Source organism: Nocardia puris, assembly GCF_003315035.1.
Lineage (GTDB): Bacteria > Actinomycetota > Actinomycetes > Mycobacteriales > Mycobacteriaceae > Nocardia > Nocardia puris.
Genome location: NZ_QNRE01000005.1, coordinates 261,342 through 287,867, shown reverse-complemented (window position 1 = coordinate 287,867; position 26,526 = coordinate 261,342). Strand labels below are relative to the sequence as shown.

The 26,526-nt window shown below is 73.0% G+C and carries 2 protein-coding genes (1 of these 2 cut by a window edge); both read right to left on the bottom strand.

Going from position 1 to position 26,526, the window contains the following annotated elements; all coding sequences use genetic code 11:
- Positions 1-8,547, bottom strand: the beginning of a protein-coding gene (locus tag DFR74_RS17100; protein WP_113975145.1) for a non-ribosomal peptide synthetase. The gene continues 16,764 nt to the left of window position 1, outside the view; the window shows 8,547 of its 25,311 coding nt (coding positions 1-8,547); the start codon lies at positions 8,545-8,547; the stop codon falls past the left edge of the window.
- The gene (locus DFR74_RS17095) at positions 8,547-26,360 is read right to left on the bottom strand and encodes a non-ribosomal peptide synthase/polyketide synthase (protein WP_233444444.1); all 17,814 of its coding nucleotides are present in this window, start codon (positions 26,358-26,360) and stop codon (positions 8,547-8,549) included. Before DFR74_RS17095 ends, DFR74_RS17100 begins: the two co-directional genes overlap by 1 nt.
- Positions 26,361-26,526: the final 166 nt, after the last annotated feature.

Genomic DNA, 26,526 nt, shown 5'->3' with positions numbered 1-26,526 from the left:
GCGCACGGTGGACGCGTCGAACACCGCGCGCACCGGCACCGTCGCGCCCGCCGCCTTGGACAGGCGCGCCGCGAGCTGGGTCGCGATGAGCGAGTTGCCGCCGAGGGCGAAGAAGTCGTCGTCGGCGCCGACCCGCTCGGCGCCCAGCAGTGCGCGGAAGGTCTCGGCGACAAGTGTTTCCGCCGGGCCCGACGGCGCACGGAACTCGACCGACGGAGCCTCCGGCGCGGGCAGCGCCTTGCGGTCCAGCTTGCCCGACGCGGTGACGGGGAAGGCGTCGAGCACCACGAAGGCGGTCGGCACCATGTAGCCCGGCAACCGCCCGGCCACCGACTCCCGCACAACCGCCACGTCCAGCGGGCCGTCCGCCACCAGGTAGGCCACCAGCTGGTCACCGGTGCCGTGATCGTCACGCACCAGCACGGCAGCCTGCGCGACGCCGGGCACGGCCAGCAGCGCCACCTCGACCTCGCCCAGCTCGATGCGCAGGCCGCGCACCTTCACCTGGAAGTCGGTGCGCCCCAGGAACTCCAGCTCTCCCGCGCGCGTCCAGCGCACCAGATCGCCGGTGCGGTACATGCGTTCGCCGGGCACGCCGAACGGGTCGGCGACGAAGCGATCCGAGGTCAGATCCGGGCGGCCCAGGTAGCCGCGCGCCACTTGCGCACCGGCGATGAACAATTCGCCGGGCACGCCGACGGGCACCGGGCGCAACCGCGCGTCCAGCACGTACATCCGGGTGTTCCAGTTGGGGCCGCCCATCGGCAGCACTTCCGGATCGGCGTCGGTCACCCGGTGCGCCGACACCTCCACGGCGGTCTCGGTGGGGCCATACATGTTGTGCACCTGGGCCGACGTCAGGGCGCGGGCGCGCCGCGCGGTGGCGGCGGGCAGCGTCTCACCCGAGCAGAAGATGTGGCGCAGGCTGGGGACGTACGGTTCCTCGGCCACGAAGGCGGCCAGCATGGACGGCACGAAGTGCGCGGCCGTGACGCCTTCGCGGCGGATCAGGTCGGCCAGGTACGCGGGGTCGCGGTGCCCGTCGGGCGCGGCGAGCACCAGGCGCGCGCCGATCTGCAAGGGCCAGAAGAACTCCGGAATCGACACGTCGAACGTCACCGGCGTCTTCTGCACCACGACGTCGGCCGCGCCGAGCGTGACGTGCGCGGACTGCATCCACAGCAGCCGGTTCACGATGCCGCCGTGGGTCATCGCGACGCCCTTGGGCCGGCCGGTGGAGCCGGAGGTGAACAGCACGTAGGCGGTGTTGCCGGGCCGCAGCGCGGCGGTGCGCTCGGCGTCGGTGATCGGCGCGGCCGAGTAGCCCGACAGGTCGAGCCGGTCGATGCGGACCTGCGCGACATCCAGAGCCAGGTCCTCGCCCGAGGTGAGCACCGCGACGGGCGCGGCGGTGTCGAGGACGTGCGCGGTGCGCTCGGCGGGGTGGTCGGGGTCGATCGGCACGTAGCCGCCGCCCGCGGCGACGATCGCGTACATACCGGTGACCAGGTCGATGCCGCGCCGCATCCCCAGGGCGACAAGCGATTCCGGACCGACGCCTTGGCCGATGAGCCACCGGGCCAGCCGGTTCACGCGGGCCGCGAGGTCGCCGTAGGTGACGGTCTCACCCTCGAAGGTGAGCGCGGGACGCGCCGGGGTGCGCGACGCCTGCGCGTCGAACAGCGAAGCGAGCGTGGCGAATTCGTCGATCGGGTGCGCGGTCGCGTTGAAACCCTCGAGGGCGAGCGCGCGTTCGGCGGCGTCGAACAGGTCGATCTCGCCCAGCGGGAGCTCCGGGTCGGCGGCCACGGCCGCGAGCAGCCGGCGCAACCGGGCCGCCACGGCGGTGACGGTCTCGGCGTCGAAGAGGTCGGTGGCGTAGCGCAGCGCGCCGGTGAGGCCGGACGCGGATTCGTTCAGCACCAGGTGCAGATCGAACTTCGCGCCCTCGTCGGGGATCTCGACGGGTTCGACCGTCAAGCCCGGCAGCTCGATCGCGGCAGGGCCCGCCAGGCGCGCGTTCCCCACGCTGAGCAGCACCTGGAACAGCGGGTGCGCGCCGGTGTCGCGGTCGACGTCCATGGCGTCGACCAACTGCTCGAACGGCAGGTCGGCGTGGGCGAAGGCGGCCAGATCGGCGTCGCGCACCTCGGCCACGAAGTCGGCGAACGACCGCTGCGGCACGGGCCGGGTGCGCAGCGCGAGGGTGTTGACGAACATGCCGATCAGCGGGTCGAGCGCCCGCTCGCCGCGGCCGCCGACCGGCGTGCCGACGACGATGTCGTCGCCCCCGCCCAGACGGGCCAGGGTCGCGGCGAAGGCGGCGTGCAGCACCATGAACAGCGTCGCCCCTGAGCGGGCCGCCAGCGCGCGCAACGCGGCGGTGACCTCGGGGCCGACCGCCAGGTCCACGGCCGCGCCGCGCTGGGTGGGGCGCGCGGGGCGCGGGCGGTCGGTGGGCAGCGGCAGCTCGGCGGGCAGGCCCGCGAGGGTGTCGCGCCAGAACCGCAGCTGCCGGTGCGCGAGGTCGCCGGGCCGCTCGGCCGAACCCAGCAGTTCCCGCTGCCACAGGCTGTAGTCGGCGTACTGCACGGCCAGGTCGTCCCAGCCGGGCGCCGCGCCCGCGAGCCGGGAACGGTACGCGCGCACCAGATCCGCGACCAGCGGCGCCAGCGACAGCGCGTCCGCCGCGATGTGGTGCACCACGAAAACCAGCACGTGCTCGTCGGCGGGAGCCCCGCGATCATCGGCGACCGACAGCAGCGCCACCCGCGCGGGCGGTTCCGAGGTGACGTCGAAGCCGCCGCCCGCGATGGCCGCGACCACCCGGGGCAGTTCGGCGGGTGCCACCGCGACCGGGTTCAGGGTCAGGCCGATCTCCCCGGCGTCCAGGATCGACTGGTAGGGGCCGTCCTCGCCTTCCGGATAGAGGGTGCGCAGAGATTCGTGGCGGGTCAGCACGTCCAGCACGGCGCGTTCCAGCGCCCGCGCGTCCAACCGGCCGGTCAGGCGCAGCACCACCGGCAGGTTGTAGACGGCCGCACCGCCCTCCTGGCTCTCGATCCGGTTGAGGAACCAGAGTCGACTCTGCGCCGGGGACAACGGAATCCGCGCGGGCCGCTCGCGGCGCGCCAGCGGCGGGCGGGTTTCCCCCTCGATGGTCAGCGCGGTCACGGCGGCCGCGAAGCCCTCGACCGTCGACGCCTCGAACAGCGCGCGCACCGGCACCCGCACGCCCAGCGCCTCGCCGACGCGGGCCGTGACCTGCGTGGCGTCCAGTGAACTGCCGCCGAGCGCGAAGAAGTCATCGTCCAGACCGGCCCGCTCGGCACGCAGCACCCCGGCGAACACGGCCGCCACCAAGCGCTGCGCCGCGTCGACCGGCGCGCGGAAAGCCTTGGCGCGCAACTCGGGTACCGGCAGGGCCTTGCGGTCCAGCTTGCCGCTGGTGTTGAGCGGGAACTCGGTCAGTTCCACGAGCGCCGTCGGCACCATGTACGCGGGCAGCAGGCGTGACAGACCCGCCTTCACCGCGTCCAGGTCCAATTCCGCTCCTGGCGTGCGGATCACGTAGCCGGTCAGGTAGTCGCCGGTCTCGCCGGTCACCAAGCGCACCGCCGCCTGACCCACCTCGGGCGCGGTCAGCAGGGCCGTCTCGATCTCGGCCAGTTCGATGCGCTGGCCGCGGAACTTGATCTGGAAGTCGGCGCGGCCCAGGTAGATCAGTTCACCGTCGGGGCTCCAGCGCACCAGATCGCCGGTGCGGTACATGCGCTCGCCGGGCAGCCCGAAAGGGTTGGCCACGAACCTGTCCGAGGTCAGGTCGACCCGGCGGTGATACCCACGGGCGAGCTGGGCACCCGCCAGGTACAGTTCGCCGGGCACGCCGATCGGCACCGGGTGCAGACGCGAATCCAGCACGTACACCTGCGAATTCCACTCCGGCTCTCCGATGGGCACCAGCGGCCCGTCGGCGGCGGTGACCTCGCGATAAGTGATGGAGACGGCCGCCTCGGTGGGTCCGTAGAGGTTGTGCAGGCCGGCGTCGCACACATCGTGGAAGGCGGCGATCGTCTCGGGCGGCAGCGCCTCACCGATGACGAAGACGTCACGCAACGAGGACAATTCGCCCGCCTCGGTGTGCGCCGCGAACACCGCCAGCATCGACGGCACGAAGTCGGTGAGCGTGACCCCGTACCGCGCAACGGTTTCGGCGATGTAGCGCGGGTCGCGGTGCCCGTCGGGCGTCGCCAGCACCAGTTGGGCTCCGGCGCGCAACGGCAGGAAGTAGCCCCACAGCGCGACGTCGAAGGTGGTCGCGGTCTTCTGGAGGTACACGTCCCCCGTGCGCGGCCGGTACTCGTCGTGCATCCACGCGAGCTGGTTGGCGATGGCGCGGTGGCTGGTCGCCACGCCCTTCGGACGGCCGGTGGAGCCGGACGTGAAGATCACGTAGGCCGGATGCTCGGGATGCAGCGGCGCGACGCGCTCGCGGTCCCCGATCTTGCCGGTGCCGAACCCGGTGAGGTCCAGCTCGTCCAGATGGTGCACCGGCACACGCACGGGCACCGTGAAGCCCGCCGCACGGGTGGTGAGAATGCTGTGCGGGGCCGCGGTGTCGAGAATGTGGCCGATGCGTTCGGCCGGATGCGACGGGTCCACCGGCACGTACGCCCCACCCGCGCGCAGCACCGCGTACATGGCGACCACCAGCTCGACAGACCTCGGCATCGCCAGCACCACAAGGGATTCCGGGCCGACTCCGGTGTCGATGAGCAGCCGGGCCAGCTGATTGGCGCGCTCGGACAGCTCGGTGTAGGTCAGTCCGGGCCGCGCGTCACCATCGGCGACCAGGGCGAGCGCGCCGGGTGTGCGGCGCACCTGGTTGTCGAAGCCCTCGTGCAGGAAGCGGTCGGCCACCTTGTGCCCGCTGGCATTCCAGCTGGCGGTGACGTAGTCGAGTTCGCCCGCGTCGAGCAGGGCGATATCGCCCACGGGCATCGCCGGATCGGTGACGGCGGCGCGCAGCAGCCGCACGAACTTGGTGGCGAACTCCGCCACCGTCGCGTCCTCGAAAAGGTCGGTGGCGTAGGTGAATTCCGCGCGGTAGCCGCCGCGCGGCGAGTCGGAGAGGGTGAGTTGCAGATCGAACTTCGCGAAGCCGGAGTCGAAATCGACCAGCTCCGTGGCCAGTCCGGGCATGGTCAGCGCGACCGGGCCCATGTTCTGCATGAACAGCGCCACCTGGAACAGCGGGTGCCTGGCCTGCGAACGCGCCGGGTTGAGCACCTCCACCAGCTGCTCGAACGGCACGTCGCTGTGCGCGAAGGCGCGCAGGTCCCGCTCGCGGGCGTGGGCCACCAACTCGTCGAAGCTCACCCCCGGCCGCACCTGGGTGCGCAGCACCAGCGTGTTGACGAACATCCCCACCAGATCGTCCAGCGCGGGTTCGCCCCGGCCCGCGACCGGCGTGCCGATCGCGATGTCGGCGGTGCCGGACAGCCGCGCGAGCAGCGCGGCGAGCGCGGCGTGCACCACCATGAACGGCGTCGCGCCGCAGCGGGCCGCCACCCGGTCGACGGCGGCGCGCAGCTCGGCGTCGACCGCGAACTCGTGCACCGCGCCGCGCGCGGACGCGACGGCGGGGCGGGCGTGATCGGCGGGCAGGTCCACTTGCGCCGGGAGCTCGGCCAATTCGGTGCGCCAGAAAGCCAGCTGCCGGGCGGCGGCCGACTCCGGATCGTCCTCGGAGCCCAGCACCTCGCGCTGCCACAGCGCGTAGTCGGCGTACTGCACCGGCAGCGGCGCCCAGCCGGGGGCCGTGCCCGCGCGGCGCGCGGTGTAGGCGGTGACCAGGTCGCGCATGAGCGGGCCCAGCGACACGCCGTCGGCCGCGATGTGGTGCACGACCAGGACCAGGGTGTGGTCCTGCGGTCCGCTGGTCAGCAGGCGCACCCGCACCGGGATCTCGTCGGTCACGTCGAAGCCCTGTGCCGCCACCGCGCGCGCCGCGTCGGCCAGCCGCTCGGCGGGGATCTGCGAGGGCGCGAGATCGAACACCGCGTGCACCGGCCGCACCACCTGCGCGGGGCCGTGCGCGGTCTGCGGGTAGACGGTGCGCAGGATCTCGTGGCGGGCGACCAGATCGGTGATCGCGGCCGAGAGCGCCGCGATGTCGAGAGCGCCGCGCAGGCGCAGCGCGACCGGGATGTTGTCGACGGCCGAGGACGCGTCACCGAACCGGTTGAGGAACCACATGCGCCGCTGCGCGGGCGAGAGCGGAAGGTGCTCGGGGCGCGGGCCCGCCACCAGCGCCGGACGCGGCGCGGCGGTGCCGGCGAGCGCCGCCAGCGCGGCCACCGAGGGCCGGTCGAAGAAGTCGCGCACGTCGACGGCCGCACCCAGCGCCGCCGCCACCCGGGCGATGGCGCGGGTGGCCAGCAGCGAATTGCCGCCCAGGTTGAAGAAGTCGTCGTCGGCGCCCACGCGCTCCACGCCGAGCAGGTCGGCGAAGATCTCCGCCACCCGGCGCTCGGACTCCGTGCTGGGCTCGCGGTATTCGACTGCGGCCGAGGCGAAGTCGGGCTCGGGCAGGGCCCGGCGGTCCAGCTTGCCGTTGGCGTTGACCGGCATCGCGTCCAGCACCTGCACCAGCGACGGCACCATGTACTCGGGCAGATGCGCCCGCGCGGTGTCCAGTACGGCGGCCACGTCGACGGTCACGCCCACCGCCGGGACCACGTAGCCGACGAGGTGGTCGCCGCCCCCGTGCCGATGCAGCACGACGGCGGCCTGGGCCACCTGCTCGTCGCGCAGCAGGCCCGCCTCGACCTCGCCGAGTTCGATGCGCAGGCCGCGCAGCTTCACCTGGAAGTCGGTGCGGCCCAGGTATTCCAGCTCGGCCGGGCCGCCGTCGACGCCCGCCACCCAGCGCACCAGGTCGCCGGTGCGATACATCCGCTCGCCCGGCGCGCCTTCGGGATTGGCGACGAAACGGTCGGCCGTGAGGCCGGGCCGCGCGATGTAGCCGCGCGCCAATTGCACACCGGAGAGGTACAGCTCGCCCACCACACCGTCCGGGACGGGACGCAGCGCGTCGTCGAGGACGAGCAGGTCGGTGTCGTCGGCGGGTACGCCGATCGGCACCGAGGTGAGGTCGGCGCCGGTCACCTCGTGCGCGGTCACGTCGACCGCGGCCTCGGTGGGGCCGTACAAATTGTGCAGGGTCGCGCCGCTCACGTCGCGGAACGCGGCCGCTGTCGCGGCGGGCAGCGCCTCGCCGGAGGCGAACACCAGGCGCAGCGAATCACACTGCGCGGCAGTGGGTTCCGCACCGGCGCGAGCGACGGGCCCGGAGGAGGCAGCTTGCGTCACCACAGAGGGCACCGGGAGCGCCGAAATCGAACTGACGAACACCGCCAGCATGGACGGCACGAAATGCGTGACGGTGACGCCGGATTCGGCGATGACGCGCGCGAGGTAGGCCGGGTCGCGGTGCCCGTCGGGCTCGGCGATCACCAGGCGCGCGCCGATCTGCAAGGGCCAGAAGAACTCCCACACCGACACGTCGAAGGTGAACGGCGTCTTCTGCAACACCACATCGCGCTCGGTGAGCCCGTAGCTGCGCTGGCGCCAGCGCAGGTTGGCCAGAATCGCGCGGTGCGAGACGACCACGCCCTTGGGGCGGCCGGTGGAACCGGAGGTGAACAGGACGTAGGCGGTGGCGTCGGCCGAGGGCAGCGGCAGGATCTCGGTGTCGCCGGCCGTGCCCGCCGCGCCGGCCGCCGCCTCGAACTCGTCGATGCGCAGGACCCGGCTGTCGGCCAGGGCGTCCGGCTGATCGGCGGTGGTGGTGAGCACCAGCGTCGGCGCGGCGGTGCGCAGCACGTAGGCGACGCGCTCGGCCGGGTGGTCCGGGTCGATCGGCACGTACGCGCCGCCCGCCTTCAGGATCGCGTACATGCCGACCAGCAGTTCGATCGAACGCCGCACCGAGAGCCCGACCAGCGCGTCGGGGCCCACGCCCAGCGCCAGCAGCCGGCGCGCCAAAGCCGTGGCGCGCGCGTCGAACTCGGCGTAAGTGAGGGATTCGCCGCGGAATTCGAGGGCGACGGCGTCCGGGGTGCGGCGCACCTGCTCCTCGAACTCGCTCACCAGGGTCTCCACCGGCGCGAACGAGGTGGGCAGCACGTCGGCGGCGGCCAGCAGGGCGTCGTCCAGCAGGCCTTCCAGCACCTCCCCGAGCGCGCCCTCCCCGGCCTCCAGCAGCGCGGGCAGGCGGCCGGAGAGCACCACCGACACCAGCGCGTCGGGCCCGAGCCCGCCGCCCATCGCCTCGCCCAGCGCGGTCACCTCGGCCGCCAGTTCGGCGTAGGTGACGGTGACGCCGTCGTGGCGCAGGGCGGCCCGCCGGGGTGCCAGCTCGGCCACGGTGTCGAGCAGCAAGGGCAGGTCCGCGACGCCGTAGGCGCGGCGCAGGATCGCGTGCCGCGGCGAAGGGGCGCGCGTGCCGATCTCGCTCGAGGTGACCGAATCTGCTTGGGACATCAGCTATTCCTTTCGGAGACCACTGCCTGTGCCTCGATGAGGAGGGTGCGCAGCGCGGCGGCGAGCCCGTCGCCGCCGAGTGCCGCGAGGACGCCGGGCACCAGCCCGGCGAGGGAGACGTTGATGAGCACGTCCGGCGTCGCCGCCGCGCCCATGGCCTTGGCCACGGTGGCGAGTTTGGCCGCCAGCGCGGCGTAGGTGACGCGATGCGCGCCGTGTGCCAAGGCGACGGCCTCGGGCGCGAGCTCCGCCGCGGCCGCGATCAGCGCGGGCAGGTCGGCCGGTGTCGCGGGCGGCCCGGCCGGGCGCTGTTCGCGCTCGGTGCGGATGTCGATGGCGCGCACCGCGATCGACGGATCGGCGGCCACGGCCTCGAACACCAGCAGCAGGCGGTCGGCGAAACCGCGCACCGTCGGCTCGTCGAACATGTCGCGGGCGTAGCCGAAGCGCAGGGCCAGGCCGTCGCGGGCACCGTCGGCGTCGAAGCGTTCGAGGACGGTGAGGTGCAGGTCGAACTTGGCCTCGTCCGGCGAGGGGTCCAGCACCTCCACGTCCAGGCCCGGCAGTGCGACGCGGGTGGCCGGCATGTTCTGGAAGGTGAGCATCACTTGGAACAGCGGCGTGCAGGCGGTCGAGCGGGTGCGTCCCAGGGCCTCGACCACCTGCTCGAACGGCACGTCGGCGTGCGAGAGCGCGGCCAGGTCGCGGTCGCGCGCCTGCCGCAGCAGGTCCGCGAAGGACGCGCGCGGATCGACCTCGGTGCGCAGCACGACGGTGTTGACGAACATGCCCACCAGGTCGTCGAGTTCGGCCGCGCCGCGCCCCGCCACCGGCGCGCCGACGGTGATGTCGGCCGAGCCGGAGAGCTTGGCCAGCAGCACCGCGAGCGCGGCGTGCACGGTGGTGAACAGCGTCGTGCCGTGCTCGCGCGCCATGGCGTCGAGCGCGCGGACCAGCTCGGCGTTCGCCTCGAAATCGAGGGTGCCGCCGCTCATTTCGCGCTGCGTGGGTCGCGGTCGATCGGACGGGAGCGCGAGCACTTCGGGCGAGCCCGCCAATTCGGTGGCCCAGTAGGCCAATTGGCGGCTGCCGAGGGCATCCGGGTCGTCGGCGGCGCCGAGCAAGGTGCGCTGCCATTCGCTGTAGTCGGCGTACTGGATGGCGAGCGGAGACCAGTCCGGCGCGCCATCCGCCGCGCGAGCGACGTAGGCCCGCACCAGATCCCGGGTGAGCGGGGCGACGGAGTAGCCGTCGGCGCCGATGTGGTGCAGCACGACCAGCAGGACGTGCTCGCGCGCGCCGAGTTCGAACAGCGCGAGGCGGGCCGGAGGCGCGGCGGTGATGTCGAAGCCGGTGGCGACGAATTCGGCGATGCGCGAGTCGATCTCGTGCGCCTCGACCTGGATGGGCGTGAGGTCGGGGGCGACCGTCGCCAGCACCTCCTGCACCGGACCGCGGGCCGTGTCGGGGTAGCGGGTGCGCAGGGACTCGTGCCGGTCGAGCAGATCTGCCACCGCCGCCGCGAGCGCCGCGCGATCCAGCGCGCCGGTGAGGCGCAGCGCGGCCGGGATGTTGTAGGCGGCCGACTCCGGCGACAACCGGTTCAGCACCCACATGCGCTGCTGCGCCGGCGACAACCGCGCGGGCCCGGGCCCGGTGCGGCGCACCAGCGGTGGCCGGGCGGCCGCGCCGGGCTCGGCCAACCGGCGGGCCAGCCCGGCCACAGTCGGCGCCTCGAACACGGCCGCCACCGGGACCTGCGTCCCGAGCGCCGCACCGAGCCGCGCCGCGAGCTTGGTGGCCAGCAGCGAATTGCCGCCGACGGCGAAGAAGTCGGTGTCCGCGCCGACGCGCTCGAGGCCGTCGATCAGCTCGGCGAACGTGTCGGCGACCAGTCGTTCGACCTCGCCGCTGGGCGCGCGGAACCCGGCATCGGTGAACACCGGCTCGGGGAGCCGGGCGCGGTCGACCTTCCCATTCGCGTTGAGCGGCAACGCGTCCAGCACGATCACCGCGGCGGGCACCATGTAGGCGGGCAGATGTTCGGCCAGCTCGGCGCGCAGCTCGGCGGCGAGTCCGGGCGCATCGTGGTCACCCACCGCCGCGTACGCGAGCAGCCGGCCACCGGCCGCCACGGCCACCGCCGCACGCACCCGGGGTAGTCGCCGCAGCGCGGATTCCACGTCACCGAGTTCGATGCGGAATCCGCCGATCTTGACCTGGAAGTCGGCGCGCTCCAGGTACTCCAGGCTGCCGTCGGCGCGCCAGCGCACCACGTCGCCGGTGCGGTACATGCGGTCGGCGCCGGCGAACGGATCGGCCACGAAGCGGTCCGCCGTGAGCGCGGGCCTGCCGTGATACCCGCGCGCCAGCTGCGCGCCGGCCAGGTACAGCTCGCCCGCCACGCCGACCGGCACCGGCCGCAGCCTGCCGTCCAGCACGTAGACCCGGCTGTTCCACGCGGGCCGGCCGATCGGCACCGAGTACGGCGGCACCTCGGCCACCGCGTGCGCGGTGATCGACACCGCCGCCTCCGTGGGGCCGTACAGGTTGTACAGCCGCGCGCGTCCGTCCGCGCGTGCCACGAACTCCGACGCGGTCGCGACCGGCAGCGCCTCACCGATCGCCAGCACCCGGCGCAAGGTGGCGGGCAGCGGGCGGGCCGATTCGCCCGGCGCGGTCGCCAGCAACATCGCGAGCAGTGACGGCACCGCGTACAGCGTCGAAACGCCGTACCGGGCCAGGTGTGCGTGCAGCCGGTCGGGATCGCGCTCGTCACCGGGGGCGGTGACGATCAGCGCGCCGCCCGTGGTGAGCGGCGACCAGAACTCCCACACGGACAGGTCGAAGGTGGCCGGCGTCTTCAACAGCGTGCGGTCGGTCGCGTCCAGCGCGAAATGCGTGCGCAGCCAGGTCAATTGGTTGACGATCGCCGAGTGCGGGACGGTGACGCCCTTGGGCAGGCCCGTCGAGCCGGAGGTGAAGATGACGTAGGCCGGGTGCTCCGGTCGCAGCGGACGCACGCGGTCGCGATCGGTGACGGGCGTCGCCGAGAGAGAGTCGAGATCCACCCGGTCCACGGCGATCACGGGGAGTTCGGTGTCGACCGGCATGCCGTCGGCGGCGGTGGTGAGCACGCAGGCGGGCGCGGCGGTCCGCAGGATGTGGGTGATGCGCCCGGCCGGGTGATCCGGGTCGATCGGCACGTACGCGCCGCCCGCCCGCACCACCGCGTACATCGCGACCACCAGGCCCACCGAGCGGCGCATGGCCAGCACCACGGTGCGCTCCGGCCCGACGCCGCGCGCGATGAGCTCGCGCGCCAACCGGTTCACCCACGCGTCGAAATCCTCGTAGGTGAGCGCGATTCCGGTGGCCGCGTCGATGAGCGCGACCGAGTCGGGGGTGAGTGCCGCCTGCCGGCCCGCGAGATCGGAGAGCGTCGCGCGGGCCACCGGACGGGCGGTCTCGTTCCACACGGACAGCACGGTGTCACGATCCGCGCCCAGCACGTCCAGATCGCCGACGACCGTATCCGGCGCGGCCGCAATATGTTCCAGCACGCAATAGAACTGCGCGAGCACGCGGTCGGCCGTCTCGGGCTCGAACAGGTCCGTCGCGTACCCGAGGCTCAGGTCGATACCTTCAGCCGAGCCGTCGGCGGCGTACCGGTCCACGGCGAACAGGTGCAGATCGAATTGCGCGACGCCGTTGTCGAATTCGAGTTCGCGCACGGTGAGCCCCGGCAGCCGCAGGGTGCCACGCTCGTGGTTCTGGAACGAGTAGCCGACCTGGAACAGCGGGTGCCGCGCGGTGGAGCGCTCGGGGTTGAGCACCTCCACCAACCGCTCGAACGGCACGTCGGCGTGTGAGAAGGCGGCGATGTCGGTGCCCCGCACTCGGTTCAGCAGCGCCGCGAAGGGCTCGCCGCCGTCGACGGCGCTGCGCAGCACCAGCGTGTTGACGAACATGCCGATCACGTCGTCCAATTCGGCCTCGCCGCGCCCGGCGACCGGGGTGCCTACCGCGATGTCGCCGGTGCCGGAGAGCCGCGCCAGCAGGGCCGCGAACGCCGCGTGCACCACCATGAACAACGTGGCCCCGTGCGTACGGCCCAGGGACGTCAACGCCTCGTGCAGGCGCGCGTCCACGGTCAGCGCGGTCTTGCCGCCGCGCAGGCTCTGCCGCGCCGGGCGCGGGTGATCGGTGGGCAGCGTCAGCTGATCGGGCAGCCCGGCCAAAGTGTCGGTCCAGTGGGCGATCTGCTCGGCGGCGCGCGAGGCCGGGTCGGACTCGTCACCGAGCAGGTCCCGCTGCCACAGCGCGTAGTCCGCGTACTGGACGGCCAGCGGCGACCAGGACGGCGCCCGATCATCGAGGCGGGCGGTGTAGGCGGTCATGAGGTCGCGCACGAACGGCGCGACCGAGGAGCCGTCGGCGGCGATGTGGTGCAGCACGGCGGCCAGCACCACGTCGTCCGCGGCGCCGTCGACGCGGAACAGCCGCATCCGCACCGGGATCTCGGCGGTCACGTCGAATCCCGTGGCGGCCAGCTCGCGGATGCGCTCCGGCAGTGCGGATTCCGGTACGTCCACCGGGTACAGCGACGGAATCGCCTGCGCGGCGGGCAGAATCCGCTGCGTCGGCGCGCCGTCCACCTCGGGGTAGGTGGTGCGCAGGGATTCGTGCCTGCCGATCACGTCGGCCAGCGCCGCCTGGAGCGCGGGCACGTCCACCGCGCCGGTGAGCCGCAGCGCCAGCGGGATGTTGTAGGCGGCCGAGGCGCCGTCGAAGCGGTTCAGGAACCACATCCGCCGCTGGGCGGGCGAGAGCGGCAACCGGTCCGGCCGCGCGCCCGCGACCAGCGGCGGACGCGCCGCACCCGGTTCGGCCGCCTGCACCGCCGCCGCGAGTTCGGCGACCCGCGGCGACTCGAACAGCGTGCGCACCGCTACCGTGCGGCCCAGCGCCGCGCCGATCCGCGCGGCGGCCTTGGCAGCCAGCAGGGAGCTGCCGCCCAGGGCGAAGAAGTCGTCGTCCGCGCCGACCGGGCGCGCGTCGGCGGCGAAGCCGAGCACCTCCGCGTACACACCGGCGACGATCTCCTCGGCCGGCGTCGCAGGCTTGCGGTAGGCGGTGGCGGTGAAGACCGGTGCGGGCAGCGCCGCGCGGTCGAGTTTCCCGTTGACGGTCAACGGAATCCGCTCCAGCGTGACGATCGCGGCGGGCACCATGTGCTCCGGCAGCGTGTGCGCCAGCTCGCGGCGCAGCGCGGCGGTGTCCAGGTCGCCCGCCTGCACCACGTAGGCGACGATCCGCTGCTCGTCGGCCAGGTCGGCGCGCACCACCACGGCCGCCTCGCGCACCTCGGGCGCGGCCAGCACGGCGGCCTCGATCTCGCCGAGTTCGATGCGGAAGCCGCGCAGGTTCACCTGCTGGTCGGCCCGGCCCAGGTACTCCAGATCACCGTCGGCGGTCCAGCGGGCCAGATCCCCCGAGCGGTAGGCCAGGGACCCGTCGGCGGCGTACGGATCGGCCACGAACCGGCTCGCCGTGAGCGCGGCTCGCCCGAGATAGCCGCGCGCCAATTGCCCACCGGAGACATAGATTTCGCCGGGCACGCCCACCGGCACCGGGCGCAGCCTGGCGTCGAGCACGCGGACGGTGAGCCCCGGAATGGCCCCGCCGATCACGCTGGCCGCGCCCCCGCCGGGCGTGAGCAGGCGGTGCGATACGTGCACGGTGGTCTCGGTGATGCCGTACATATTCACCAGGCGCGGCGAGTCGGGGTAGCGCTCGAACCAACCCGCCAGGCGCTGCGGTTCCAGCGCCTCACCGCCGAAGATCACGTGGCGCAGAGCGAAGTCGGCGGGCTCGGCCGCCGCGTCGGCGGCGATGAGCTGGTAGAACGCCGACGGCGTCTGGTTGAGCACGGTCACCCGCTCGTCCACCAGCAGCGCGCGGAACTGGTCGGGCGAGCGCGAGGTGAAGTAGTCGACCACCACGAGCGTGCCGCCGTAGAGCAGCGCGCCCCACAGCTCCCACACCGAGAAGTCGAAGGCGTAGGAGTGGAACATCGTCCATACGTCGTCGGCGCCGAACCCGAAGCGCTCCTCGGTGTTGTCGAACAGCCGCACCACGTTGCGATGCGGCACCACAACACCTTTGGGTCGCCCGGTGGAGCCGGAGGTGTAGATGACGTAGGCGGTGTGCGCCGGGCGCAGCGGGGCGCGGCGGTCGGCGTCGGTGAGCGGCGCGGCACTCGCGGCGGTCTCGGCGCGCACGTCCAGGACCGGTCCGCCGAACCAGCCGCGCGGCAGCCCCGCGTCGGCGTGCGTCAGGGCGCAGACCGGGCGGGCGTCGTCGAGCATGTACTCGATGCGGTCGGCCGGGTAGCCGGGGTCGATCGGCAGGTATCCACCGCCCGCCTTCACCACGGCGAGCAGGGCCACGATCAGGTCGGCCGAGCGCGGCAGAGCCACCGCCACCAGCGACTCCGGGCCCACGCCCGCCGCCATCAGCCGCCGTGCCAGCCGGTTGGACCTGGCGTCGAGTTCGCCGTAGCTGAGCGTGGTGTCACCGGCGCGCACCGCGACGGCGGTGGGGTCGAGCGCGGCCACCCGGGCGAACCGCTGCGCCAGGGTCTCGTCCCGCGCCCGGCCGGGCCCGGTGCTCGCCCATTCGTAGAGCGCCCGCTGCTGTTCCTCGCCGGAGAGCAGTTGGATATCGCCGACCACCACGGTGGCGTCGGCGGCCACCGCGGCCAGCACCTGGGTGAAGCGGCGGCCCAGCACCGCGACCGTTCCGGCGTCGAAAAGATCGGTGGCGTAGGTGATCTCGATGTCGAGGCCGTCGGCCCGGGACTCGGCGTCGCCGGTCTCGACCACGGTGAACTGGAGATCGAATTCGGCGGCGACGGCGTCGATGTCGAGCGGGCGCACCGCCAGCCCGGCCGCCCGCAGCGACGGCAGGGTGAAGTTCTGCATGGTCAGCGCCACCTGGAACAGCGGGTGCCGGTTGCGGGCCCGGCTCGGCGCCAGCGCCTCCACCAGCCGCTCGAACGGAAGGTCGGCGTGCGAGAGCGCCTCCAGATCGCCGGTGCGGACGTCGTCGAGTACGCTCTCGAACCTGGCGCGCGGATCGACCGCGGTGCGCAGCACGAGGGTGTTGACGAACATGCCGACCAGGGCGTCGAGTTCGGCCACGCCGCGCCCGGCGACCGGTGTGCCGACGGCGATATCGGTACCGCCGGACAGGCGCGCCAGCAGCACGGCCAGCGCCGCGTGCACGGTGCTGAACAGCGTGGTCTCGCGCTTGCGGGCCAGTTCGCGCAGTTCGCTGTGCAGATCGGAATCGATGCGCAGCCGGTGCGTGGCGCCGCGGCCGCTGGAGACGGCGGGGCGGGGGCGGTCGGTGGGCAGGTCGAGCTGTTCGGGCAGGCCGTCCAGGGTGCGCCGCCAGAAGGCGAGCTGGCGGTGCGCGCGGGACGCGGGATCGTCGTCGGCGCCGAGGATTTCGTGCTGCCACAGCGTGTAGTCGGCGTACTGCACCGGCAGCGGCGCCCAGTCCGGCGCGGCGCCCTCGCGGCGGGCGGCGTAGGCGGACAGCAGATCCCCGGCGAGCGGGCCGAGTGAGAACCCGTCGGCGGCGATGTGGTGCAGCACCAGGACCAGCACGTGGGCCGGTTCGCCTGGCAGCGCGAACAGGTGCGCGCGCCACGGCGTCTCCTCGGTGAGGTCGAAACCCCTTGCAGCACAGCCGAAGATGCGCCGGGAGAGATCAGGCTCCGCGACGGTCTCCGCGGACAGCTCGACCGTGGCGGGCGCGGGCAGGATCACCTGCTCGGCCCCTTCCGGCCCGGCGGGGAACACCGTGCGCAGGGTCTCGTGGCGGGCCACCACGTCGGCCAGCGCCCTGCCGAGTGCCGCCACGTCCAGCGGGCCGTCCAGCCGCAGTGCGACGGGGATGTTGCCGGTCGCGTCGCCGGGGCCGTCCGCGTCGGTGAGGAAACGGTTGAGGAACCAGATGCGCCGCTGCGCCGGCGAGAGCGGCAGGCGTTCGGGACGCGGACGCGCGGTCAGCGCCGGACGCGCACCGGAGCCGCGCAGCGCCTCGCCGCGTTCGGCCAGCGCCGCCACCGTCGGCGCCTCGAACAGCACCCGGACCGGCAGGTGCGCGTCCAGGGCCGCGCCGAGCCGGGCGGTGACGCGGGTCGCGGTGAGGGAGTTGCCGCCGAGGGCGAAGAAGTCGGTGTCCAGGCCCACCCGATCCACGCCCAGCACATCGGCGACGGCTTCGGCCACCATGCGCTGCACCGGAGTCTCGGGCGCGCGGTACTCGACGGACGCGAGGTCGGGGGCGGGCAGCGCCTTGCGGTCCAGCTTCCCGGAGGCGTTGAGCGGGAACTCGTCGAGCACCACGAGCGCGGCGGGCACCATGTAGGACGGCAGTCGTCGCCCCAGAGCCGCTTTCACGTCCACGGGCGCGGGCACCGCACCGGGCGCCGGGATGACGTAGGCGACCAGCGTCTCCCCGTCCCGGACGACGGCGACGGCTTGGTCCACCTCGTCCAGCGCGGTGAGCGCGGTCTCGATCTCACCCAGCTCGATGCGCAGCCCGCGCAGCTTCACCTGGAAGTCGGTGCGGCCCAGGTACTCCAGCTCCCCGTCGGCGCGCCACGCCACCAGATCGCCGGTGCGGTACATCCGCTCTCCGGCCGCGAACGGGTTCGCGACGAACCGGTCCGCCGTGAGATCCGCCCGCCGCACGTACCCGCGCGCCAACTGCGCGCCCGCGAGGTACAGCTCACCCGGCACACCCACCGGCACCGGGCGCAGCCACGAATCCAGCACGTACACGCGGGTGTTGAACACCGGCGTGCCGATCGGCACGGTGTGGACATCTGCGTCGGTGACCTCGTGGTAGGTCACGTCGACCGCAGCTTCGGTCGGGCCGTAGAGGTTGTGCAGGCGCGCACCGGTCAGTTCGCGGAACGCGGCCGCCGTCGCGGCGGGCAGCGCCTCGCCGGAGGCGAACACCATCCGCAGCGAATCACACTGTGCCGCCGCTTGTTCGGATCCGGAAGCGTCCGTCGCCCCGGCGGGCACCGGCAGCGCCGAGAGCGAACTGACGAAGGCGGCCAGCATGGACGGCACGAAGTGCGTGACGGTGACGCCCTCCCGTTGAGTCAAGTCCGCCAGGTAAGCGGGGTCGCGATGACCTTCGGGTTCGGCGATCACCAGGCGCGCGCCGATCTGCAAGGGCCAGAAGAACTCCCACACCGACACGTCGAACGTCGCGGGGGTCTTCTGCAACACCACATCATCCGTGGTCAGCCCGTACTTCGTCTGCATCCACACCAGACGGTTCACGATCGCCGCGTGCGATACCGCCACACCCTTCGGGCGACCGGTCGACCCAGACGTGAAGAGCACGTACGCGGTGTCGTCCGGGCGCGGCGTGCCGAGGCGATCGTCGTCGGTGAGCGGCGCGTCGGAGTAGTCCGAGGTATCGAGCAGATCCACATCGAGCACCGCCCACGGCCGCGTCCCGTCGGACGGCAGGTCGAGCCCGTCCTCGGTGCGGGTGAGCACACATACCGGGCGCGCGCCGTCGAGCACGTGGGCGATGCGCTCGGCCGGGTGATCGGGATCGACCGGCACGTACGCGCCGCCCGCCGTGAGCGTCGCGTACAGGGCGACCACCTGATCGATCGAGCGCCGCGTCGCGACGGCCACCGTGCGGTCGGGGCCCACACCGATCGACACCAGCAACCGGGCCAATCGGTTCACCCGGGCGGCGAAGTCGCGGTAGGTGAGCGTCGCGGGGTGGAGATCGGGCACCGCATGGTTCAGCGCACCGCTGTCGAACCGCACCGCGACCGCGCCGGGGGTGCGCGACACCTGCGCCTCGAACAGCGAGACCAGCGTGGCCTCCCGATCGACGGCGTGGTCGGTGGCGTTCCACTCGCCGAGTACGCGGGCGCGCTCGGCGCCGGTGAGCAGGTCGAGTTCGCCGACGCGCACGCCCGGGTCGGCGCACACCGCGTCCAGCACCAGCCGCAGCCGGTCGGCGACGCGGGCGACGGTGTCGGCGTCGAACAGGTCGGTGGCGTATTCGAAGACCGCGGCGAGGCCGTCGCCGGTCTCGGTGAGGCTGAGCTGGAGGTCGAATTTGGCTGAGCGCGTATCGATGTCGAGTTCTTCGACGCGCAGCCCGTCGAGTTCGAGGTCGGCGCGGGCGGTGTTGCGCAGGTCCATCATGACCTGGAACAGCGGGTGCCGCGCCGCCGAGCGCTCGGGCTCGAGGGTGTCGACCAGCCGCTCGAACGGCACGTCGGCGTGGTCGAAGGCGCGCAGATCGGCGGCGCGCACCTCGGCGACGAGGTCGGCGAAGGAGAGGTCGGGCCGCACGTCGGCGCGCAGCACGAGCGTGTTGACGAACATGCCGACCACCTCGTCGAGGGCTTGGTCGCCGCGGCCCGCGACCGGGGTGCCCAGCGCGATGTCGCGCTGTCCGGAGAGCTTCGCCAGCACGGTGGCGAACGCGGCGTGCAGGGCCATGAACAGCGTGGCGTGGTTGTCCTCGGCGATCCGGCGCAGTCCGCGCACGGTCTCGGCGGAAATGGTGAACGCGTGCCGGGCGCCTCGGCCGGAGACCGTCGCGGGACGGGGGCGGTCGGTGGGCAGCGCGAGCAGATCGGGCAGTCCGGCTAGTTCGCCTGCCCAGAAACGCAATTGGCGGGCCAGCGGCGACTCCGGATCGCTTTCGTCACCGAGCACCCGCCGCTGCCAGAGGGTGTAATCCGCGTACTGGACGGGCAGCGGCGCGACTTGCGACTCTTCGCCGTGGCGGCGAGCGAGATAGGCGCGCACCAGGTCGCGGGCGAACGGCGCGATCGACCAGCCGTCGGCCGCGATGTGGTGCAGCGCCACTACCAGCACATGTTCGGTGTCGCCGACTCGCAACAGCGTCAGCCGCACCGGAGGCCGCTCGGTCAGCGCGAACGGCCGCGCGCCCAGCTCGCGGACATACTCCGGAACATCCTCCGCACGAACGGATTCCACGGCCAGCGCGTCGGCCACGGCCTCGACCGGCAGCACCTCCTGACGCGGGACCCCGTCCACCGCCGGGTATCTCGTGCGCAGCGCTTCGTGCCGGGCGAACACGTCGGCCACGGCGGCCGCGAACGCGTCGCGGTCCAGGTCACCGGTGAGACGCAGTGCGGCCGTGAGGTTCTCCGCCGCGGACTCGGTGTCGAACTGGTGGAGGAACCACATACGCCGCTGCGCGTAGGACAGCGGGATCACGCCGGGCCGCTCGGCGACCACCAGCGGTTCGCGCTCGCTGACCTCCGCCCCCGCCAGCGCCGCGGCCAGGCCGGCGACGGTGGGGTGCTCGAACAGCAACCGGACCGGCACCTCGCGACCGGCGCGGGCGGTAAGGCGCGACGCGATCCGCGTGGCGACCAGCGAGTTGCCACCGAGGGCGAAGAAGTCGTCGTCCAGGCCCGCGCGCTCGACACCGAGTACCGCCGCGAAGACCTCCGCCACGGCGCGCTCAGCCTCGGATACCGGTGCTCGGAAAGTCTTGGCCGCCAACACCGGATCGGGCAACGCCTTGCGATCCAGCTTGCCCGAGGGGGTGAGCGGCATCGCGGGCAGCGTGACGTAGGCGGACGGCACCATGTACGAGGGCAGCACGCCCCGCAGGCGCGGCGCCAGCACCGCTGCCGCGTCCTCGGCGAGATCGCCCGTGACGTAGGCGACGAGCAGTTCGCCGGTCGCGTGCGCGAACACCCGCACGGCGGCCGCCCGCACCGGCTCGCACGCCAGCAGCGCCGCCTCGATCTCCCCCAGTTCGATGCGCTGGCCGCGCAGCTTCACCTGGAAGTCGCTGCGCCCCAGGTACTCCAGAGCCCCATCGCGCCCGCGCCGCACCAGGTCGCCGGTGCGGTACATGCGCGCGCCCGCCGGGCCGTGGAGGTTGGCGACGAACCGTTCGGCGCTGAGGTCGGCGCGGCCGTGGTAACCGCGCGCCACCTGGATGCCGGAGAGGTACAGCTCGCCGACGACGCCGTCGGGCACCGGATGCAACCGGGCATCGAGCACCAGCGCCTGACTCGCCCGCACCGCCCGGCCGATCGGCACGGCACCCGAGTCGACCGCCACCGGAGCGTGCGTGGCGTGCACGGTGAATTCCGTTGGTCCGTAAAGGTTGTGCAGTTCGGCAGGGCTGATGGCCGCGAAGGCCGCGGCGGCCTCGCCGGTCATGGCCTCGCCCGCGACGAACACGGTGCGCAGGCTCGCCACCGACGACGCGGGCGCCTCGGCGGCGAACACCGTCAGCATGGACGGGACGAACGACGTCATGGTGACGCCGTGCCGCGCGATGGTCGCGGCGAGGTAGGCGGTGTCGCGGTGCCCGTCGTGGGTGGCGACCACCAGCCGCGCACCGGTGCTCAGCGGCGCGAACAACTCCCAGACCGACACGTCGAAGGTCGCGGGCGTCTTGAACAGCACGACATCGGCGGGCCCGATGCCGTACTCCTCGGCAATCCAGCGCACCTGGTTTGCCACCGAAGAGTGCTGGACGGCAACACCTTTCGGGCGACCGGTCGACCCGGAAGTGAACAGGACGTACGCCGTGTTCGCGGGCCGCAGGGGGCGGAGGCGATCCGCGTCGGCCAGCGGTTCCGATGAGTAGGCCGACAGGTCGAGGGTGTCGATGGTCAGCACCGCAGGCTGCGGCTCGCTCGAGCGAGGGCCTTCGTGCGCGGAAACGTCCAACGCCGCGGCCGCACCTCGGCCGCCGACCACGCCCGACGCATCGCGGGGCAAGTCCCACCCGTCCGCAACCGTGGTCAACACGCACACCGGCCGCGCCGACTCGACCACATGACCGATCCGCGCCACCGGCTGATCCGGATCGACCGGCACATACGCACCACCCGCCGCCAGCACGGCGTAGGCGGCGGTGACGAACTCCGTCCCCCGCCGCATCCCCAGCACCACAAGCGATTCCGGCCCGACGCCATTCGCCGCGAGGTGGCGCGCGAGCCGGTTCACCCGCCCGGCGAACTCCGCGTAGGTGAGCGCCCGATTGCCTTCGACGACCGCCGCGGCGTCGGGCGTCCGGCGCACCTGCGCCTCGAAGGCCGAGAGCACGGTCTCCGCGACGGCGGGCGTAGGTTCGGGGGCGATCGCGGCGCGCAGTTCCTCGGCGTCCAGCAGCGGCAGCTCACCGACGATCGCCTCCCGGTCTCCGGTGAGCGCGGTGAGCACGCGGACGAAACGGCGGGCCAGCCCGGCAACGGTCGAGGCGTCGAACAGGTCTGTGGCATAGGAGAGTTCGGCCGGTATCCCCGCCGGTGCCGTGCCTTCCCCGAGCCCGGCACCGGCGGAGCCCGCGGTGACCGTCAGTTGGAGATCGAACTTGGTCACCCCGACGTCCAGGGTACCGACGGACACCGACATACCGGGGAGTTCCACGCCGATATCGCCCGTGTCGTCCACCGAGAGCAGTACCTGGAACAGCGGGTGCCTGGCCTGCGAGCGCGGCGGGCCCACGGCCTCGACCACCTGCTCGAACGGCACCGCCCCGTGCTCGAACGCGGCCAGGTCGGCCTCGCGCACGGCGGCCAGCAGCTCGGCCACCGTGGCGGCCGGATCGACGGCCGTGCGCAGCGCGAGGGTGTTGACGAACATGCCGATCAGGTCGTCGAGTTCGCGCGCGCCCCGGCCCGCGACCGGGGTCCCGATCACCACGTCACCGGAGCCGGACAGGCGCGCGAGCAGCACGGCCATGGCCGCGTGCAGCACCATGAACTCGGAGACGCCGGAGGCCCGCGCGGTCGCGGCCAGCGCGCGCGCCAGCTCGGCGGGCAGCTCGAAGCGGTGCACGCCGCCGCGCCCCGAGGCCACGGCCGGACGCGGCCGATCGGTGGGCAGTTCGATCAGATCCGGCGCGCCCGCGAGGGCATCGGTCCAGAAGGCCAGTCCGCGGGCCAGCGGCGAGGCCGGGTCGGCGGGCGCCCCGAGCAGATCGCGCTGCCACAGGCTGTAGTCGGCGTACTGCACCGGCAGCACCGGCCACCCCGGCGCCCGGCCCTCCACGCGCGCGGCGTAGGCCGTCATCATGTCGGTGGCCAGCACCCGCAGCGACAGGCCGTCGGCCGCGATGTGATGCAGCACGATCACCAGGTCGTAACCACCGTCGGCCTCGAAAAGATGTGCCCGCAAAGGGATCTCGCGCTCCAGGTCGAACACGTGAGTGATCGCGGTGTGCGGATCGGGCGCGTCGGTGATCAGTTCCTCGGCCGCGAACGGCGGCAGCACCACCTGGCAGGCGGGCTCGGCGTCGGCCCGCTCGGCGAGCAGCGCCGGGAAGACGGTGCGCAGCACCTCGTGCCGGGCGACCACGTCGGCCAGGGCGCTGCGCAGCGCGGGCAGGTCCACCGCGCCGCGCATGCGCACCGCGAACGGCATGTTGTAGTCGGCGCCGCGCTCGAACCGGCTCAGGAACCAGATGCGCCGCTGCGCGGGTGACAGGGGAACCGGCGACGGCCGCGGCACCGCCCGCAGCCGGCGGGTCGCGTGCGCGTCGCCGGTTCCCGCCATCCGCTCGATCAGCTCGGCGAGTTCGGACACCGTGGTGGCGGTGAACAATTCGCGGATGCCGAGCGAGCAGTCCAGATCGGCGGCCAACCGCGCGGCCACCCGGGTGGCCACCAGGCTGTTGCCGCCGAGGGCGAAGAAGTCGTCGGTGCGGCCGACCCGGTCGTGGCCGAGCACCTCGCCGAACACCCGCGCGACCGCCGCCTCGGCCGCCGTGGCGGGCGGGGCGTAGGAGTCGGCCACCCGGCGCGGGGCGGGCAGCGCGGCGCGGTCCAGCTTGCCGGAGGCGTTCACCGGCAGTGCCTCCAGCACCACGTACGCGGCGGGCACCATGTAGGCGGGCAGGCTGGCCGCCGCGGCGGCGCGCAACTGCTCGGGCCGCACCGTGCCCGGCTCGGCCTCCACCACGTAGGCGACGAGCTGTTCGCCCGCGCCCGCGTCGTCGCGCACCACGACCACCGCGCGCACCACCGAGTCGACGGTGCCGAGCACGGACTCGATCTCCCCGAGTTCGATGCGCAGGCCGCGTAGCTTCACCTGGAAGTCGGTGCGCCCCAGGTATTCCAGTTCGCCGCCGGTGGTCCAGCGGACCAGGTCGCCGGTGCGGTACATGCGGTCGCCCGCGGCGGCGGGCCCGCCGGGACCGGCGAACGGGTCGGCGAGGAACCGCTCGGCGGTGAGGCCGGGCCGCGCCACGTAGCCCCGGGCGAGCTGTACCCCCGACAGATACAGCTCACCCGGAGCCCCGACCGGCACCGGCCGCAGCCGGGAGTCGAGAACGTAGAGCCGGGTGTTGTACACCGGCGCGCCGATCGGCACCGAGAGCACGTCGGCGTCGGTCACCTCGTGATAGGTGACGTCGACCGCGGCCTCGGTGGGACCGTACAGATTGTGCAGCCGGGCGCCGGTCAGCACCCGGAGCCGCTGGGCCAACGCGGCGGGCAGCGCCTCGCCCGAGGCGAACACCCGCCGCAGCGAACTGTCCCGTGCGATGTCCTGGTGCGCCAGAAACACTTCCAGCATCGACGGCACGAAATGGGCGGTGGTGACGCCGTATTCGGCGATCACGCCGCGCAGGTAATCCGGGTCGCGGTGCCCGTCCGGTCCGGCCAGCACCAGCTGCGCGCCGATCTGCAAGGGCCAGAAGAACTCCCACACGGAAACGTCGAACGTCGCCGGTGTCTTCTGCAACACCACGTCGGCCGGTGTGAGCCGGTAGGTCTCCTGCATCCACACCAGGCGGTTCACGATCGCCTCGTGCGCCACCGCGACGCCTTTGGGCCTACCGGTGGATCCGGAGGTGAAGATCACGTACGCCGGGTGCGCCTTGCGCAGCGCCGCGACCCGCTCGCGCTCCCACACCGGCCCGTCGGGGTGGGCGGACAGGTCCAGCTCGTCCACCCGCACCACCTCGGCACCCGGGACGGCACCCTCTTCCGGGCCGGTCAGCACGCACGCCGGGCGCGCGGTGGCGAGGATGTGCGCGGTCCGGTCGGCGGGATGATCTGGGTCCAGCGGGACGTACGCCGCTCCGGCGGTGAGCACCGCGTACATCGCTACCACCAGCTCCGGTGAGCGCCGGAGGTGCAGCGCGACAAGGTCTTCCGGGCCGATCCCGCGCGCGATCAGGTACCGGGCCAGCCGGTTCGCCCGCGCCGACAGCTCCCGATAGGTGAGCGAGCCGCCCGCGGGCGACCACCGCAGCGCCACGGCGTCGGGCGTGCGCGCCACCTGCGCCTCGAACATCGAGACCAGGGTCGGCGCCTGCCCGCGGGTGGCGAGCAAGGTCGGCACATCCACGCCGGTCGCGTTCCAGATCCGGGTGCTGACCTCGGCTTCCAGCTCGGTCGCCGCGTCCACCCTGGCCATCGGCGTGTCCAGGTCGGCGGCCACCAGACGCTCCAGGTAGCGCAGGAACCTGGCGTGGTGACGGGCCAGATCGTCGGCCGCGTACAGATTCGGATTGGCCTCGAAATCCACGTGCACGCGGTCGCGTTCGCCGTAGTAGACGTTGAGGCTCAGGTCCTCCACCGGTCCGGTGGACAGCACGCGGTAGCGGCCGGTGGTGGCGCCGAGGGTCAGGTCGCTGCGGAACAGCATGATATTGGCCAGCGGGCCGAACAGTGCGCGTCGCGCCGGGCGGCCGTCGTGCTCGGCGTCGCGGCGGATGTCCTCGTGGCGGTAGCGCTGATGGCGCAGCGCGCCGGCCACCTCCACCCGGGTCGCGCGCAGCAGCTCGCCCCAGGTGGCCGAGCCGAGCCGCAGGCGCAGCGGCACGATATTGGACAGCATGCCCGCCGAGCGGCGCATCACGGCCGTGGTGCGCGCGGTGACCGGCAGGCTCAGCACCACGTCGTCGCGGTCGGTGAGCCGGGCCAGGTAGCCCGCGAACGCGGCCAGCAGCACCACCGAGATGGTCGAATCCTGGCTTTCGGCAAGGGTGTTCATGCGCTCGGTGAGCAGGTCGGACAGTCCGCGCCCGACCACCAGGTTGCTCGCCGAGCGCGGCGCGGTGCGGGTGTCGAGGCTGGTGACGCCGTCGAGTCCGGCGATCCGCTCGGCCCAGTGCGCGCGGTCGGCGGCGAAGCGGGAGGTCTCGCGGTAGGCCAGTTCGCCGGCCACCAGATCGGCGAGCGCGCCCGGCGCGATCGGCTCCGGCTCGGTGCCGAGGACGCGCGCGGTGTAGCGCTCGGCGACCCGCATGGTGTTGGTGAGCGCGCCGTAGCCGTCCAGCACGATGTGGTGCGCCCGCAGGTACCAGAACCACCGCCGCTCGCCGACCCGCAGCACCGCGCCCGCGAAGAGCCGGTCGCGCACCAGGTCCACCGGCGTGCCCGCGTCGGCGCGCATCCATTCGATGGCCGCGGCGGCGGGATCGTCGTGATCGCGGAAGTCCACCAAGGGGATATCGATGGATAGCGCCGGGTCGACGCACTGCGCGGGCTCGCCGCCGTCCTGCGTCAGACGCACCAGCGTGGACTGGTAGTCCAGCGCCGCCTCGCGCGAAACCTCTTGCAGCACCGCCACATCGAGTTCGCCGCGGACGTCGACGTACTGCGCGACGTTGATGGGCACGTCCGGCTCCAGCAGCTGCGCGTACCACAGACCCAGCTGCGCGGGTGCGAGCGGGAACGGCGCGGGCCCGTGGACCTCCTCGTCCGGCGGCACGCTGAACCCACCCAACTCCGTACCGTGCACCAGAGCCTCCTTCGGCGAAACAACAACCGTCCGAACGGCTTTCGGGCAGCAACGATCGGGCCGCAGCAGATGGGTCGGTCGACCCGGATGCCCGGCTTCGGCGCCCTCGGCGATTCGGCATGAGCGCGGACGGTGACGACGTCACCCGCGCGAGATCCAACAGATT